The 16084-nt window shown below is 68.2% G+C and carries 11 protein-coding genes and 1 pseudogene; 3 read left to right on the forward strand and 9 right to left on the reverse strand.

What is annotated here, in order from left to right:
* Positions 1–594 precede the first annotated feature (594 nt).
* The 5 genes from ACIQCJ_RS27050 to ACIQCJ_RS27070 form a co-directional block, all read right to left on the reverse strand.
* Positions 595–1002, reverse strand: a complete 408-nt coding sequence (locus ACIQCJ_RS27050; RefSeq protein ID WP_391158312.1) for a hypothetical protein — start codon at positions 1000–1002, stop codon at positions 595–597.
* Between the two features lie 77 nt (positions 1003–1079).
* Positions 1080–5666, reverse strand: coding sequence for an RHS repeat-associated core domain-containing protein (locus ACIQCJ_RS27055; protein ID WP_402712791.1), 4587 nt, complete (start codon positions 5664–5666; stop codon positions 1080–1082).
* Positions 5667–5891: 225 nt separating this feature from the next.
* Entirely contained in the window at positions 5892–6461 is a 570-nt protein-coding gene (locus ACIQCJ_RS27060) for a hypothetical protein (RefSeq protein ID WP_391041606.1), read from the reverse strand.
* A gap of 56 nt (positions 6462–6517) precedes the next feature.
* Positions 6518–7270: a hypothetical protein gene (locus ACIQCJ_RS27065; protein WP_402712792.1), complete on the reverse strand. Its 753-nt coding sequence runs from the start codon at positions 7268–7270 to the stop codon at positions 6518–6520.
* 1078 nt (positions 7271–8348) lie between these two features.
* On the reverse strand, positions 8349–8735 hold the full coding sequence (locus tag ACIQCJ_RS27070) for a winged helix-turn-helix domain-containing protein (RefSeq protein ID WP_402712793.1): 387 nt from the start codon (positions 8733–8735) through the stop codon (positions 8349–8351).
* Positions 8736–9085: 350 nt separating this feature from the next.
* Here ACIQCJ_RS27070 and ACIQCJ_RS27075 point away from each other — a divergent pair, with 350 nt between their 5' ends.
* The 3 genes and pseudogenes from ACIQCJ_RS27075 (at position 9086) to ACIQCJ_RS27085 (ending at position 12269) form a co-directional block, all read left to right on the forward strand.
* On the forward strand, positions 9086–10756 hold the full coding sequence (locus ACIQCJ_RS27075) for a replication initiator (RefSeq protein WP_402712794.1): 1671 nt from the start codon (positions 9086–9088) through the stop codon (positions 10754–10756).
* Positions 10753–10938 carry a helix-turn-helix domain-containing protein gene (locus ACIQCJ_RS27080; protein WP_391041612.1) on the forward strand — a complete coding sequence of 62 codons (186 nt, stop codon included), beginning with the start codon at positions 10753–10755 and terminating at the stop codon, positions 10936–10938. The genes ACIQCJ_RS27075 and ACIQCJ_RS27080 overlap by 4 nt, the downstream gene beginning before the upstream one ends.
* A pseudogene (locus ACIQCJ_RS27085) lies at positions 10938–12269 on the forward strand (tyrosine-type recombinase/integrase). Before ACIQCJ_RS27080 ends, ACIQCJ_RS27085 begins: the two are co-directional and overlap by 1 nt.
* Positions 12270–12376: 107 nt before the next feature.
* On the opposite strand, the gene ACIQCJ_RS27090 reads toward ACIQCJ_RS27085, so the two are convergent.
* The 4 genes from ACIQCJ_RS27090 to ACIQCJ_RS27105 form a co-directional block, all read right to left on the reverse strand.
* Positions 12377–12637: a hypothetical protein gene (locus ACIQCJ_RS27090; protein ID WP_402712795.1), complete on the reverse strand. Its 261-nt coding sequence runs from the start codon at positions 12635–12637 to the stop codon at positions 12377–12379.
* Positions 12634–13203, reverse strand: coding sequence for a polymorphic toxin-type HINT domain-containing protein (locus ACIQCJ_RS27095; RefSeq protein ID WP_402712796.1), 570 nt, complete (start codon positions 13201–13203; stop codon positions 12634–12636). The genes ACIQCJ_RS27090 and ACIQCJ_RS27095 overlap by 4 nt, the downstream gene beginning before the upstream one ends.
* A gap of 68 nt (positions 13204–13271) precedes the next feature.
* A complete protein-coding gene (locus tag ACIQCJ_RS27100) occupies positions 13272–14159 on the reverse strand; it encodes a hypothetical protein (RefSeq protein WP_402712797.1) in 888 nt (295 codons plus the stop codon).
* Positions 14160–14485: 326 nt separating this feature from the next.
* The gene (locus ACIQCJ_RS27105; protein WP_402712798.1) at positions 14486–16000 is read right to left on the reverse strand and encodes a cryptochrome/photolyase family protein; all 1515 of its coding nucleotides are present in this window, start codon (positions 15998–16000) and stop codon (positions 14486–14488) included.
* Positions 16001–16084: the final 84 nt, after the last annotated feature.

Here is a 16084-nt window from a genome sequence, read left to right on the forward strand (position 1 = left end):
AGATACGAGTGAGCAAGCGATACCATAAAGCAATAGCACTACCGGGCGTGCACTGCCAGCACCTCGGACGCGGCGTGTCCGTCGTGCAGCATCCTGTGAGTGTTAACTGCACCACTTCCGCACCAGATCCAGCGGTACGCTGCGGACAGTCATTGCCAGATGCGACCACGCTGATGGGAGCGACCGGACGGTGAGCAAACCGTCTGACCGGCAGGTCCCCTGGCGGAGCCCCCGTGCTTCCCAAGCTCAGAGCGCGGGTTCGATTCCCGTCATCCGCTCCATTACCAAAGCCCCGGGTTTACCGCCCGGGGTTTTTTCTCGTTGTCCTTCATTCCACGTCCGACCCCGGACCGCGTAGCGCGCCCTGATGAACAAGCCGCTGTTCCAGGCCGCCCATTGCATGTGCGATTCCCTCGATGAGGTCGGTGACCTCCCACATGGGCCGACCATCGCTCACTCCGAATGCCAGCAACGCCTCGTGAGCGCGCTCGACCGCGACGCGCTCCGTCGTCGGCCACTGCGTCAATTGCGCCCCAGAAGCGTGTCCGGAGGCGACGTCATGGCGGGGGCGCCGAAGTGATCCGCAGGGTGTTTTCAGTGGGATGGCGGCCAGGTGAGGGTGTAGCCGGTGGCGCGGTCGAAGGTCACTTCGACGGCCGGGGGCGGAAAGCCGAATTCGCGGGCGCTCCATTCGGCGACGGCCGCGGCGGCGGCCTCCGGCTGGTAGTCGGTCGGCATGTAGTCGAGCGTGTTGACCTCGATGACGGCGAGGTCGCTCTGGTGTGAGCCCTCGATTTGCGCGGCCACCTGACGGAGGCCGAACTCAAGCTGGGTCACGTCCTCTTCGGTGGCCGCGTCGTCGAGGACGTGCAGCCACACGTGATCGGTGACCCGGCGTGCGCCGTCGGGCGGCGTCGGCGGCGTCGAGACGGCGGCGGAGAGTTCGGCGTACAGCGCCCAGGGACCGAGGATCTTGCGGTAGACGAAGGGGCTGGGACTCAACGGAACTCCAGGCTTGTCGGATGTGCTGGTCATGACTGGTCACACGGCTGGTCGCAGCTCGTCAAGGCGGTCGGCCCCTAGTCGAATGTGAGGTGGCCGAAGACGGATTTGTCGAAGAAGTGCTCGGGGCCCATGCCGGTCGGCCGGGTGATGTACTCCAGCCCGTGGTCCGTTTTCCCGGTGTCGGACATCAGGCTGTAGCGGTCGAGGAACGCCTGCGCCTCGTCGTCGGTCATCTGTGAGATGTCGACCTTCTTGAGCTTGGCGAAGTCCTTCTCGTGGATGGTAAACCGCATGAGTTCGAGATCGGCGTTCTCCGACCTCCGGAGTTTGAGCGCCAGGTACTTCTCCGCTTCGGCACGCGACCCCCAGGAGTAGACGCCCGGACCGAAGTGAGCGCGATGCATTTCCAGCGGCCAGGGCTCACCCGTGCCGCGCAGCCGCGCCGCGTCGTCGAGTCCCTGGACGGAGAAGAACTCCAGGCATTTCAGCCCCAGGGGATCGCACCATGACAGGGGATTCGGCACGTACGCGTAATGGTTGGGTCCGGGATCGAGCCCGAGCGGATCCGGGCTGAAGTAACCGCCCACTTCCGGGTCGTAGTAGCGGAAGACGTTGTAATGGAGACCCGTCTCCGCGTCGAAGTACTGGCCGGGGAAGCGCAACGGGCACTGGACACCGTCGGCGGCGTCGGGCGGGCGGACGCCGTAGAGCGTGCCGCGGGCCCGCCAGACCACATCGCCGTCCGGGTCGACCAATTCGGTCGGTGAACCGACCAGATCGGTGACGATCGCGTAGAAACGTGCGTCGATGTCGCTCTGCGGCGAGTCGGCGGTCAGAACCCGCTCGGTCTGGCAGACCGGTTGATGACTGCCGGGCAGGGCGTCCCAGGTCGTGACGGCGACCGTGCCGTCGCCAGAGCCGGAGCCGGTGGAGACGATCTGCTCGGCCAGCTGCATACCGTCCCAGACGAAGTCAGTCCTGCTGACGACCGTGCCGTCCTCGCCGATCCCGAGCTTCGCCGTACGGCGCCCCAGGGGGTCGTACAGATACCTCCAGCGGATCCCGTCGGGCGTGCGCACCTCGACGAGCCGGTCCTCGGCGTTCCAGAGGAACCGCCAGGCGGTCGTGGTCCCCGAGAGCGTCCTGCGCACGCGGCGGATCACCCGGCCCTGCGCGTCGTGCGCGTACGAGGTCCGGCCCGCGCGCCTGATCAGCGTGCCGTCGTACACACGGTCGCCGGTCACGGCGGAGGCTTCCGCGGCACCGTTCGGGCTGCTGTCCCCGAGCCGCCCGGTGTCCCACTGACCGACCACGACGTTGCCCAGCGCGTCGTACGCGTATCGCTCGGTCCAGCTCTCGGCGGACACCGCGGTGACCCGGCCCATCGCGTCGAGGGTGAATCCGCGTCCGCCCGCCGCGTCCGTGACGCGGATGACGTGGTCGTCCGCCCCGTATGCGTACGTACGCCGGGCGGCCGGCGTCCCTGGCCCGTCCGACGAGCCCCCGCGGCTCACAGTCAGGGAGGCGAGGCGACGGTTGCTGTCCCACTCCTGCCGGATCCTCACCAGGCCGCCGTCGAGGACCCGTTCGGTCTCCACGCCGCCCACGTCGTATCCGAACGTTATGTGCCGGCCGGAGGCGCGCAGGGACGTGGGACGCATCCCCGTGTCCCACTCCCACGTGCTCACCGCGCCGCTCGGGGTGCGGCGCTCGGTCCGACGGCCGAGCCGGTCGTACGTGTTGGTCAGCGTGCGGCCGTTGACGGTCTGCCGAACCGCCCGTCCAAGGGCGTCGTGTTCGAGCAGCAGTTCCGTGTCCGCGTTGACGGCGCGAGTGAGCCGGTCGGTCGGGTCGTACTCCATGTACGTGACGCTGTCGCCGTCGTGCCACTCGACGGCGCGTCCGGCGGCATCCCTGACGTAACGCGTAGCCTCACCGGCGCCGTTGATCCGCTCGACGAGCTGGCCCGCGGCATCGTGGACGTACCGGACCGTCCGGCCGTTGAAGTCCGTTTCGCCGCGGAGTACACCGCGCGGATCGTAGTCGTAGGTCCACTGCCGGCCGGTGGCGTTTGTGACCGAGGTCAGCCGCAGTTCGGTGTCGTAGGCGAAACGCAGGGTCGTGCCGTCGGCGAGGGTCTTCGTCATCAGACGGTCGAAGGACCCGACGTCGAAGCGCGTCACAGTCCCCTGCGGATCGGTGTGCCGGACGAGATTGCCGTCGGCGTCGTGAATCCACTCTTCCGTCGTCCCGTCGGGACGCGTCCGGCCGCGAAGCTTGCCTTCCGGCGTCCAGTTGAGCGTCGATTCCGCGCCGAGGGCGTCGACGATCCCGATGATCCGGCCGAACGCGTCGTAGCTGTAGCCCGTCACCGCGCCGTCGACGTCGGTGGTGGCCGTCGGCAGGCCCGCGCCGTTCGGCGTCATCTCGCGAACGCCCCCCAGGGCGTCGGTGATCCGGACGAGCCGACCGCGCGTGTCGTAGTCGCGTCCGGTGACAGCGCCCAGCGGGTCGACCGTACGGATCAGATTGCCGCGCTCGTCGTATTCGTGGCGCCACTCGGCGCCGTCCGGCAGCGTGACCGTCTCCGGCAGCCCCAGCGGGCTGTACGTGACCGTGGTCACGGCCCCGTCGGGCCGGGTGAAGCGGGTCAGGCGGCCGGCCTCGTCGTGGGCGTAGCCGGTGCTGCGGCCCAGGGCGTCGGTGCGGGACAGCAGATTGTCCCGGCGGTCCCATGTCCGGACGGTGGCGTTGCCGAGGGGATCGGTCGTACGGACGAGCTGGCCCAGCTCGTTGAACTCGTACGTCGTGGTGTGCCCGAGCGAATCGGTGACGCGTGTGGTGCGGTTCGCGGTGTCGTAGGCGTAGTCGTAGGCGAGGACGTTTTCCGAGCCGGCCGTACGGACACAGCGGCCTTCCGTGTCGTACTCGTACCGGTACCGCGTGCCGCCGCGGTCCTCCCAGCCGGTGACACGATGATGGTCGTCGTAGCTCAGGCGGAACGGCAGAGTGGAGGAGTCGATGATCTCGGTGAGGTCGCCACGTTCGTCGTATCCATAGCGGAGCACAACCGGCCGGTCGGCGTCGCTCAGCAGCCTGAGCTCGGTTATTCGCCGGTCCTGCGTCGTCAGACCGACGCGATAGCCAGCGCTGTGCCGGATCTCGTGGGGGACGCCTTCCGCCGTGTGGAGGACATCGATGACGTTCCCATTGCGGTCCGCGACGGACGTGAGCGCGAGTTCCGCCGGGGGGCCGCCCGGCAGCGCCCGGAAGCCAAGGATCTGGCCCTGACCCGGGCGCGTGATGCGCATCTCCCCGCCCGGAACACCGTCCCAACGCAGAGGCCAGCGAGGCCCCTCGGCCGGGAAGACGTCCCAATCCGGGTTCGGAATCGGATAATAGAGGACCATTCCGTCCTCGGATGTGTACTGCGCTCCCTGATCGTCCAGGACGAGACGCTGATCCAGGCCGGAAGCCCACGACGTGCCGAACCAACGGCCCGCACGATAGGACGACACATGGTGCCGTTCCAGCACCAGCGGAAGAACTCCGGGCAACTGCATGTCCACCGCGGACATGACCATTTCGCCGGTCGCGATGTCGATCGGATCGCCGCACCTGAAGCGCCTGAACATGCGGACTGCGGTCTCGCGCATGTCCCGCAGGGCGGCGCCGCCCTTGCGGACGCTGTTCGCGATGTTCTCCAGGGCCTTGCCGGATTTGAGGAGGGCGGGGAGTTCGCGGGCCATCTTCAACAGGCCGCCGGCGGTGGTGAGGCCCTTGAACATCGGGATGCAGTCCAGGGCCGCGAACAGGACATCCCACAGGCTGGCCTGGCCCTTGAGGTACTTCATGACGGTGTCGGCCAGGACCAGGACGGCGGCGGCCAGGACCAGCCAGGCCAGCGGACCGCCGATGATCAGCACGACGATGCCCAGCACCGCGACGATCACCTTGCAGACCGCGATGATGTCGTCCCAGTGGTCCGCGACCCAGTCGACCGCCTTCTCCCACCAGTGCTTGTTCCTGATCCCCGCGTCCGACGCCTCATGCAGCGCGTGCTGCGCCGTCGAGGCCGCGTCGTCCCTGAGCTGGGCCGCGTCGGCGGCCAGTTGCTTGGCCGCGTCCAGCTTCGCCTGCGCATTGTGGACGGCGGTGGAGGCGGTGGTGTGGGCGCTGTTAGCGTCCGTGGCATTACGGGCCGCAGCCCGCACCTCCTCCGCTGACGGCGGCGGCACGTCCGGCTTCGGGTCCTCCTGGTAGGACTTCGACTTGTCCTGCGCCCGCTTCACCCACGCATCGGCGTTCGTGAGCTGCGACTTGGCGGTGTCCAGTTCCTGGCGGGCGCTGCGCCCCTGCGCCAGCGCCCGGTCCGCGTCACCCTGCGCCGTCTCCAGCTTCGGCCAGAAATCATCCAGAGCCCCCGACGCCAGACGGTAGGACCGCTCCAGCTTGTCCAGCTCACCCGGCAGATCCCCGAACTGCCGCCGGTACGCGTCACCCGACAGCCCCGCCCACTCCTGCACCACGGTGTCACCGCTCAGACCCCGCACCGACCGCAGCGCCGAGGCGACATCATCAGCGAAATCCCCCAGCTTCCGCGCGAGTTCCTTCACCTCGAACGGATCACCCGGCACCGGATCCCGGTCCAGATCCAGCACATCCCAATCCGTCGGACGCCCCGTCACCCCGCCAGCACCCCCATCGTCGGCTTCGGCGAACAGCCATTGTTCCACCCGATGTCTGTGACAGCAGAGGTACGTGAGCAACCCGCCTACGATCTGGTCCCATGCGGACCGGACCCGCAACATCTCAACCGTTCTCGCGAACAGCGATCGCCACACATCCCCTTCGCACCGAACTGGGCCATGTTCGAGATCGCTCCCTCAGAGCGCGGGTTCGATTCCCGTCATCCGCTCCATTGATAGGGCCCCAGGTCCGAATTCTGGCACGATGCGTCGGAAGCGGTCTTGTTGGAGAAGCCGGATGATCTCGGTCGCGGTGCCAGCGGCATCGAAATCTTCAAGGCCTCTTCGGCCAGCCTGTACGATCCGTTCTTCTGTCGAAGTCCTGACATTAAGAAGGGTGCTGGGCGAAGCCCATGGAGCTTGCCCGTGCAGCCATTGGACGAGTCGGGTAAGGCGTGCGGACCTCAGCGCTCCCGCTCGAGGTGACGCACCGCTCAAACTGCTCACCGACTCTCTGAGGATGAGATCGAGAGCGTTGGCCAGTCGGTGAAGGGGGAGGCCGTGCTCGCTCAACATCAGATGAAGCGCAGCATCGGGATCGACGGTACCCGTGACACCGCCGGTCCGAGGAATCGGCAACTCCGCCACGGTGCCGATCTCGATTTCGTCGCCGCCTCCGTCGAGCACCAGGTCAACACGGGAGGCTCGCTTGGGGTCATCGATTGGAACGGCAGCATAGTCTTCGATCCCGCTCTTCGAGAGCGCCAAACGGGACGTTCTCCATTCGACCACACAGTGGCCGACCTCAAATCGGCGAGTTGCCCCTACCGGCGAGCCAAAACCAACTCATCAATGGTAATACCGATGGCGGTCGAAATACTCATCATGACAGCTCGCGCGCCCGCCTCCACGCTTTTCGTCCCGGTGACGGTGTCTTCAATGATCTCCGGAACCCCACCGAAGGAGTTCGCGGAAATGGCCGGGTGCAGCCACTTCATCCATTCTTTGACGGATTCAACTCCATATCGAATACGCGCCGCCGAGACGTCTTCCGAAGATGCCATGGACAGAATTCTCAACGCCGCCGCGAGGCGCTCCTCCGGGTAATTATGCCCGTCAAGTACCCGGTCGATCTGCGCAATGGAGGAAACCTCGGCTGATGAAGCCACGAATCCCTCTCGACTTCTCAGGTCCGGCCAGCTCTCCCGGCTCGGATCGATGACGACCGTCACGTCCGTTGCCGCGTCCCACGCGTCGGTACCGACCGACACCAGGGTCGAGGACCCCGAGCTCACGGCCGGCCATGCGAAAAACGGCTGTTCCGAGCTCTCTCTGAACGTCAGATATCCGGTAGCGAGGAGCAGCCGACCGGTGAAGACCGGTCGGGGTGCGACTGGTGAAGTCCCACGCCACACTCCTACCCTCACCGGTGCGATCTGAGCACGAGTAGCGACCATGACATGCCTTTGATCACTCACCGGAGGAGAGTCCACCAATAGGTCGAACTCCGGATCCTCGCCTGACCCAATCACCAGAAGGCCATGATTCAGGACCACCTCGATTTCGCCGATTTTCATATTCTTCTCCCAGTTAATTCCTCCGCCTATCCACCCGAAACGTGTGAACGCGCAAGCTCCATCAACTCTTCGTAGTTCCCCTTCGGTTCGTAGATCTGGTGGTTTCTTCCGATGCGAGCCAGAACTTGCACCGCCTGCTCTGGATTCCGCTGCACACAGAGCAATGACTGAAAACGCGGTAGCGGAAGCCGACGGGACTGACACTGACAGGCGGCTGGTGATCGCCGATCTTCACCGGACCGGCACCGGGCTGCGTATCACCGCAGGTGTGGCAGACATCATCTTGAACTGCGTCTCGAATTTCTTGGGGCAAGGAGTCCGGTTCCGTCGTAGAAATTCCTTCGCCGCTCGCATGGGGTCCGACGGAAAGGGTATCCAATTGCTCCTGAGTGATCTCTACGTCGCAGTTGTGGACCAGGACTGATGTGGCCCCCGCCAGCACATAGTACGAGTGCTATGCGACCCCTCTCTACCTGCGTTTTCGCAGGTAGAGCGACTTTCGGTGTCTCGCTGGGGTACGGGGTCGGCCGGGGTTGTTCGTGGTTGTTGCCGTCACTACTTCCGTCGGTGGTGTAGACCAGTCACGTGATCCGGGGCCTCGGCGGCTTGGCCGTCGAGGCCCCCGTTGGGCGAACGGCTTGCCTCGCGCCCCGATGGTCGGGCAACCCGGGGCGGAGGGGTCGGGCGACGGCGGGTTGTCGGGAGCTTCGCTCCCCGCTGGAGGCAGCCTCGGCCACCGCCCTCGGTGACCGCGGCGACGGACGTGAGGGTCGGCCCCCTGGCTGGCCCTCTGTCTGCGATCCGGCCGTAGGACGGTCGCAGGCGACAACTTGCTCCGCCACGGGGCAAGGAGTCCTTACGCCACAACTTGCTGCCTGCGGGCATCGGTCGGGACCGCACCCTCGGCGCGGGCCCGGTCTCCGCCGACACCCCGCGTCGGGCGTCGGGTGCTTGCCCAGTGACGAGTCGGTCGGCGACGGTCGGCGAGCTCCGGCGGACAGGGCCCGCCTTGAACCTCGAACCTCGTAGAGAAAATCTGGACGCACCCCGGCCCCTGGCACGTCCTGCGGCCGACAGATCAGCAGCCTCGCTCGGTGCCGCGCGCTTCAAGGGCTTCGACGCGGGCACGCAGGGCGGTGAGCTGATCAATCGTCTCGGCCAGTGCCAGCTCCAGTGCCTCGACGCGCGCCGCCGTCCCGCCGACGGGCGTGCTCCCCGCCTCCCCGTCACCTGAGTCGCCGTCGATGCCGTCGTCGGGGTGGGCGACGAAGGCTCCCTTGCCAGGGCGGGAGATCGCGTAGCCGTCCTGCTTCAGCAGGGCCATGGCCTTCTGCACGGACAGGCTGGAGGCCCCGTACTCCGCCATCAACACGGCCTGCGTCGGCAGCGCGTCCCCGGGCTTCAGCTCCCCGGAGCGGATCCGCTCCCGCAGGGCCTCGGCGATGACCTCGAACGTCAGCAACACCGTGCCGCCAGCCGGTCTACGCCCGCGCCGCCCCACTGTCACCGCAGGTCACCCGCCCTCTCTGCGCCACTACCACCGAAATCCGGCCCGTCCAAAACGGAAGACCGGGGCCACAGTACCCGCGTCCCCACCGACCACCGAAACAGATGAGGAGGGATGTACTTGAATGCGCGCTTGAAGCGACGCTACCTTCACGCACCGCCGCAGAACAGCACCGCTGACCAGGCCAGACGTCCCCGGCCCACCATCCGCGCCCGCCATACGCGCACCGCGCCCACGTGCGCCGACCACCCGGGTCGCCCCTCAATCGCCTCTCCTCTTCTCCCGACTCCTGCCGGAGGTCTGTCCCCATGCCCGCACAGCTCCAACTCCCCACCCCCGCAACCACCTTCACTCCCGCCAGCACGGCGTTCGCCGCACCGGCGCGCACCACCAGCCCCGACACGTCAGCGAACAGGAACTCGGCGCTGGAACGCCGGGCGCGGCTGACCGCCCGGCTGGCCAAGCTCGCTGCCGCCGGACACCTCGCACCCCTGGCCCGGCAGGTCGGCTCGCTGGGCGGCTGCGCCCGCCCCATCCGGATGACCGGGCACCGCACCCGTCTGGACGCCGCCACCGGCCAGATCCTCGACCACCTCGACACTCGCCGCCTCCCAGCCGGGGAACTCCTGCTGCGCTGCGGCAACCGCCGCGCCACCCGCTGCCCCTCCTGTTCGCACGTCTACCGCTACGACACCTACCAGCTCATCGCCGCCGGACTACGCGGCGGCAAGGCCGTCCCGGCCACCGTCTCCACCCACCCACGCGTCTTCGCCACCCTCACCGCCCCCGGCTTCGGCCCCGTCCACAACCAACCCGGCGCGTCCCCGTGCACCTGCGGCACCCGGCACACCGACGGCGACCCGCTGCTCGGCACGCCGCTAGACCCGCAGCGGTACGACTACACCGGGGCGGTGCTGTGGAACGCCCACGCCCCCGCCCTGTGGGCCCGCTTCACCACCCACCTCCGGCGCGAGATCGCCCACGCCGCCGGACTCACCCAGCGCACCCTGCGCCACCACGCGACCCTGTCCTACGCCAAGGTCGCCGAGTACCAGAAGCGCGGCCAGATCCACTTCCACACCGTCATCCGCATCGACGGACCCACCGGCCCCACCAGCACCCCACCCGCCTGGGCCACCACCGGGCTCCTCGACCACGCCGTCCGCGCCGCCGCAAAGCGCAGCCGCGTTCAGCCTCAACGGCCCTCCCAGGCAGGGAGGGCCGACCTGGCACAGGGTTCGGAGCCTTCGGTGTTCCGATTCGGGCAGCAGATCGACGTCCGGGCGATCCGCAGTACCGACTTCACCGGCGACGGAACCCCCACCGACCGGCACGTCGCCGCCTATATCGCCAAGTACGCCACCAAGGGAGCCGAGACCACCACCGGCACCCTCGACCGCCAACTGCGGTTCCTGGCCGAACTCGCCCAGCACGACCTCACCGACCATGCGCGCCGCATGATCCACACCGCCTGGCACCTCGGAGCCCAGCTCCGGCATGCCCACCTGCGCCTGCGGCAGTGGGCCCACATGCTCGGATCCCGAGGCCACTTCTCCACCCGCACCCGCCACTACTCCACCACTCTCACCCAGCTCCGAGCCGATCGCAGCGCCTGGCGCACCCGCCAAAACGATGCCCAGGAGCGGGCAGGTGAGGGCGGGCCGGTCACTGACCAGCGCAGTGACCGCGCTGACCTGACCGCCGGTCACACCGACCCCGACGCCGGTCACCCCAGCGGTCACCACGCGCAGAGCGGGCGACGCGCCGGCACGGACACCACCCTGGTGATCTCGCACTGGCAGTACACCGGCAGCGGCCTCCTGCCCGAACTCGCCCACCTCGCCGACCTCCTGGGCGCTGCCCCGAAGCCCCTACCTGAGCAAGCTGCCCGCCCCCGGCAGGCGCGACGCCCCGGTGACCGGGCCGGTCACTCCGGCGCCCCGCTGACCGCCCCTGTCCGGAGTGCGGTGACCGGGTGACCGCCGACGCCGAGCTCCTCACTGTGCCCGAGGTCATGGCGCGCCTGAAGATCAGCCGCTCCACCGTCTACGACCTCATCCGCACCCGCCAACTCGCCTCCCTCACCATCGGCCGCGCCCGCCGCATCCCCACCCACGCCCTTGACGCCCTCGTCCACCACCAACTCGAACAGGCAGCCTGATGACCAACCCCAACACCAACACCACCTCCACCAGCAGCACCGGCACCGGCTCGCGCAGGGTCCGCGCTAACGGCGACGGCACCGTCTACCAGCGCAAGGACGGCCGCTGGGAAGCCGCCGGATACGTCCTCGCCGCAGGCGACACCCGCAAGCGCATCCACGTCTACGGGAGCACGAGGAAGGAGGCGCTGGCTCTGCTGACGGAGAAGGTCGCCACCAGCAACCGCGGCATCGCCGCCCCCTCGGCGCAGGGCAGCGTAGCGGCGTTCCTCACCTACTGGCTGGAGACCGTCGCGGTCCACCGGCTCCGGGAGAAACACCCACACCCGCTACACCGCCTGCGTGCGCCTGTACGTCATCCCCGGTATCGGCAGGAGGAAGCTCGCCAAGCTCACCGCCAAGGACGTCCGCACCTGGCTCGACCACCTCCGCACCACCTGCCAGTGCTGCACACGCGGCCTGGACACCGCCCGCGACCAGCCCCAGTGCTGCGCGGCCGGGACCTGCTGCCGCAAGCGGCTCTCCCCGCTGACGCTGGCCTACGTGCACTCCGTGCTCAAGTCCGCCCTGGAGCACGCCGTCCGCGAAGAGGAGATCCCCCGCAACGTCGCCCGCAACGTCCGCATGGGCACACCCCGACCCCGCCGCTTCGAACCCCTCACCACAGAGGAAGCCCGAGCGTTCCTCGCCGCCGTCGACGGACACCGACTCAGCGCACTGTTCGAACTCGCCCTGCGCACCGGACTGCGCAAGGGCGAACTCCTCGGCCTGCGCTGGGAAGACCTCGACCTTGCTGGCGGAACCGCCAGCATCCGCCGCACCTTGCAGCGCACCAACTCCGGCGGCCTGACCGCACTGCCGACCAAGACCCAGAGCTCGGAACGGCGCATCGCCCTACCCACCGAATGCCTGCACTCCCTCGAACAGCACCGCGACCGGCAGCGCCAGGAGCGCGAAGCGGCAGGGGCGGGCTGGAAGGCGAGCGGCTACGTCTTCACCCGGCCCGACGGCAGCCCGATCGAGGGCACCACCCTCACCCGCCACTTCAACGCCCTCCTTCGCCGAGCCGCCCTGCGACGCATCAGGTTCCACGACCTCCGACACTCAGCAGCCACCCTCCTCCTGGAGCAGGGCGTCGAACTCGTCGTGATCAAGGAGTCCTCGGTCATGCCCACATCGGGGTGACCGCCACGGTATACGCCCACGTCCGGCTCCGCCTCCAGCGCGACGCCATCGACCTCCTCGGCAACGCCCTCCGCCACCCCGCCCAGCCCGCCGCTGGATGCGACGACAGCGACGAACCACCCACTTGTGCAGCACCCGTCCGCTGACGTTGCCGTCAACTACTGCCGTCAGAGACCCTCAGCGGCCCCACTGGAAAAAACAGTGGGGCCGCTGCAATTCCGCTCAGTACTATCTTGACAGTCTCGAACGCGTTCTACTCGTACACGACTGCCGCACGAAAGATTGCTGCAATCAACGCCCAGTCGGGCACCTCAGGAACCGGCTCGCCGATGACATTCTTAAAGAATCCGTCCATCGATTTAGTCCAACGCGCGGAGGCGTCCACAAAGTCCGAGGTGGATGGATTCTGCAGTTCCAATTTTCCATCGCGCAGAAGGATTGCCAGCCCTTGCAGGTATTTGGCGAGATCCTCGCGCGTGTTGACTACGTTCAATGCTGGGTCCGGCCAGTTCACGGCCACTCCACTGGGTCGAAGTGCTGAATCAAGATCGATGCCCCGTCATTTTTAGTGGTGAACTTCCACGCCTCCCCTGCGATTTCTTCGGGAGTCGCCATCCGGAACGGCATCTGAAGCCCAGCCTTCTGAAATGCAACGAGCCGCCGATTGTCCAACGAGAAGAGATTTCCATCCTTGTACTGAAGTCTCACCGTGGGAAGATCTTCTGGCTTAATATATCCAGATCGCAGACCGGCCGCCGTCTGCTCAATCGTCTCTCCACTGCCGAAACGTGGGCTGACAGTATCCTGCGAAAACCTCACCAGGCTCGGGTCGATTGTCCCGTTGCAATTGTGCACCAGCACCGGCGTGCTACCGGCGAGTACATAGTACGAGTGCAGGTTCGCGACCGTGAGGTCGTACGTCACTGCCGTCGTGTGGTAATTGCGGACCGCGGTGACGACGGCGGTGGTGCCGTCCGACTGGCGGAGGTGGGTGCCGGGGGTGAGGTGGGAGGCGTCGGTCCACTGGGAGGTGGTGACGTTCCAGAAGGGGTGGTGCCAGGTGGTGGTGAGGACGGCCACCGCCGCGGTCTTCCGGGCCGCCCCCGACGCCGACTTCGGCGCGGCCGCCGGCTTCGACGGCGCGATCGTCAGGGCCGTGAAGTCGTGGTCCGTGGTCGTTTCAGCGTCCGGCCGTATTCGTCGACGGTGCTGCTGGACATGGTGACGAACGACGGCGTGGAGCCGCTGTACGAGGCGGCGTTCTGCTTCATCGTCACGGAGCCCGCCGTCGGCGCCGTGCCGAAGGCGGTTGAACCGTCGTAGTAGGTACGGGTGTCGGAGACGGCGTCGCGCGGGAGGACGGGCGTCGTGGCGCACTTGACGGCGACGGTGGTGTTCTCGTCCGGGGCGTCGAGGATCCAGGCACTGGTGCTGTCGGCGTATGTCGTGGTGGCGCACTGGTCGTCGGCCGCCGTGGTCACGTCACCGAGGTCGTCGGTCCTGGTGACCCGGCCGTACGAGTCGTGGGTGTAGTCGGTCTCGGTCTCGCCGGTACGGCCGTCGGAGTACGGGGTGTAGACGCGTTCCCTGCTCTGACCGGTGAGATAGGAGTTCTGGGCGGGCAGCGTGTCGCCCAGGCCGTGGGTCGCCCGGGAGGCCGAGGTCCACGGGTCGGTGACGGTGTCGGTGATCACCTTGCCGCTGCCGGCGCCGTCGTACTGGACGGTTTCGTACGCCATGCCGGCGTACTGGTCGAGATCCGTGACCGCGGGGTCGCCGCGCGAGTCGGTGATCGTGGCCGAGCGGGTGCCCTTGTTCGGCAGGGTGTCACCGTCCATGCCGCGGAAGTACGTGTAGTCGCTCTCGGTCACCGGGTCGGGCGCGTTGCCGGTGGTGACCTTCATGCCCTGGAAGCCGCGGAACTGGTTCCAGGTCCGCTCGTTGGCGAGCGTCAGCGGTCCGTCGTCGTAATACCAGGTCAGGGAGAGCAGAACGCCGTTGACGCCCGCGGCCTCGGCGTCGCTGCGGGGCAGCACCCGTACACCGACAGAGACCGGTGCCGCGGAGTCCGCTCGGTCGGCCGCAGACCCGGCACCGGTCGCCGCTCGCTTGCCGTTCCGGCTGTCGTGTCCGCCGGGGCCGATTCACAGCGGAAGGGACCCGGCGCGCCTGGCGAACCGCGCACCTCGCGCGTGGCGGCCAGACGGTACGGTCCGTCGGCGGCGCACTCTCCACCGTGCTCGCCGGACCGGGCGCCGTTCTCATCGGCATCACCGCGGCCCTGGTTGTCCGGGGCGGACCTGCCGCACGTGAGGTGTCGGGTCCGTCGAGCCGCCGGAGGGGTCGGAGGGGTCCGGGGGGGTCACGGCGCCTGGGGGCCGCGGGCGGCGGCTTGGTCCAGGAGTTCGGGAAGGTCTTTGAGCCGGTCGAGGCCCTGGACGGCGCGGGCCGTGCGGTGATTGGCGGACAGCCGGGCCCGGTGGCGGTGGAGGAAGGCCCAGTAACCGGTGCTGTAGGGGCAGGCGTGGTCGCCCACGCGGTCGGTGGGACGGTAGGCGCACGGCCCGCACAGGTCGCTCATCCTGTGGAGGTACGCGCCGCCGGAGGTGTACGGCTTGGTGGTCATCAGGCCGCCGTCGGCGTACTGCGACATGCCGACGACGTTGGGCAGCATGACCCAGTCGTAACCGTCGACGAAGCAGCGGTGGAACCAGTCGGTGACGGCCGCCGGATCCCAGCCGTCCTGGAGGGCGCGGCTGCCGAGCACCATGAGCCGGGGGATGTGGTGGGTCCACCCGGTGTCCCGGACCTGGGCGAGGACGGTGGACAGGCAGTTGGCGGTGACGGCGTCGGCGTCCAGTTCGAGGAACCAGTCGGGGAGCGGGGCGTGGTGGCGCAGCGCGTTGCGGTGTCGGTAGTCCTCGCCGAAGTGCCAGTACACCTGCCATACGTACTCCCGCCAGCCGGCGATCTGCCGGACGAAGCCCTCGACGCTGTTGAGCGGCGCGTCACCCGCGCGGTACGCGGCCTCGGCCCGCTCGACGCACTCGGCCGGGTCGAGGAGTCCGAGGTTGAGCGGTGCGGACAGCAGGCTGTGGCTCATCACCGGATCGGCGGCCAGCATGGCGTCCTCGTACCGTCCGAAGTCCGGCAGCCGGTGCGAGAGAAAGCGGCGCAGCGCCGACAGGGCTTCGCGGCGGGTGGCGGGGAAGAGCCGGGGGCTGTCGCGTCCGACGAAGGACACCTGGCCGTCGCGCTCCCACCGGTCGAGGTCGTGGCGGACCTCGTCGTCGATCTCGTCCTCCTCCGGCCGCGAGGGACCGGCCACCGTCAGGGTGTCCTGGCCGCGCGGCGGCGGCTCACGGTTGTCGTGGTCGAGATTCCACCGGCCGCCCGCCGGCCCGTCCCCGTCCATGAGGAGGTCGTGCCGCTCGCGCACCCAGCGGTAGAAGCCCTCCATCCGCAGGCTGCGACCGTCTCGGCGTCCGGCCCACTCCGCGAATTCGGCCCGAGGCACCAGGAAGCCCTTCGCGGGCAGCACGTCCACCCGCTCCAGCGACGTGACCAGGGCCAGCGCGGCGCGCGAGGTGGGGTGGCAGACCGTGAGCCGGTTCCTGCCGCCGCCCGGCACCTGGGCCAGCGCCTCCGTATACGTCGCGGCGCGTACGTACGTCACCCGGTCGCCCAGTTCGGCCGCGCGGTGCCGCATCGCGGACAGCACCAGATGCGCCTTGGCGCGGTGGAACCGGCGGCGGCGCAGCACCGAACGGGCCTCGATCATGAGCACCGGCGCCTGGGCGTCGGGGCCGCCGTGCCGGGGATCGAGGAAGTGGGGGCCGAGCTGGTCGCCGAACAGCCAGTGGGGTCGCGGTTCCATGGGGGTCTCCTCTCGAGGCGCCCGGGTGCTCCGCGCGGCGGGTCGGTGCTCCACGGGTCGGTGCTCCACGGGTCTGCGCTTCCC

The organism is Streptomyces sp. NPDC093221, from assembly GCF_044753885.1.
Classification (GTDB): domain Bacteria; phylum Actinomycetota; class Actinomycetes; order Streptomycetales; family Streptomycetaceae; genus Actinacidiphila.

Excerpts from the sequence above, each read along its gene's own strand:
- ACIQCJ_RS27065 (WP_402712792.1), bottom strand. The coding sequence starts at position 7,270 with ATGAAAATCGGCGAAATCGAGGTGGTCCTGAATCATGGCCTTCTGGTG.
- ACIQCJ_RS27075 (WP_402712794.1), top strand. The coding sequence starts at position 9,086 with ATGCCCGCACAGCTCCAACTCCCCACCCCCGCAACCACCTTCACTCCC.
- ACIQCJ_RS27105 (WP_402712798.1), bottom strand. The coding sequence starts at position 16,000 with ATGGAACCGCGACCCCACTGGCTGTTCGGCGACCAGCTCGGCCCCCAC.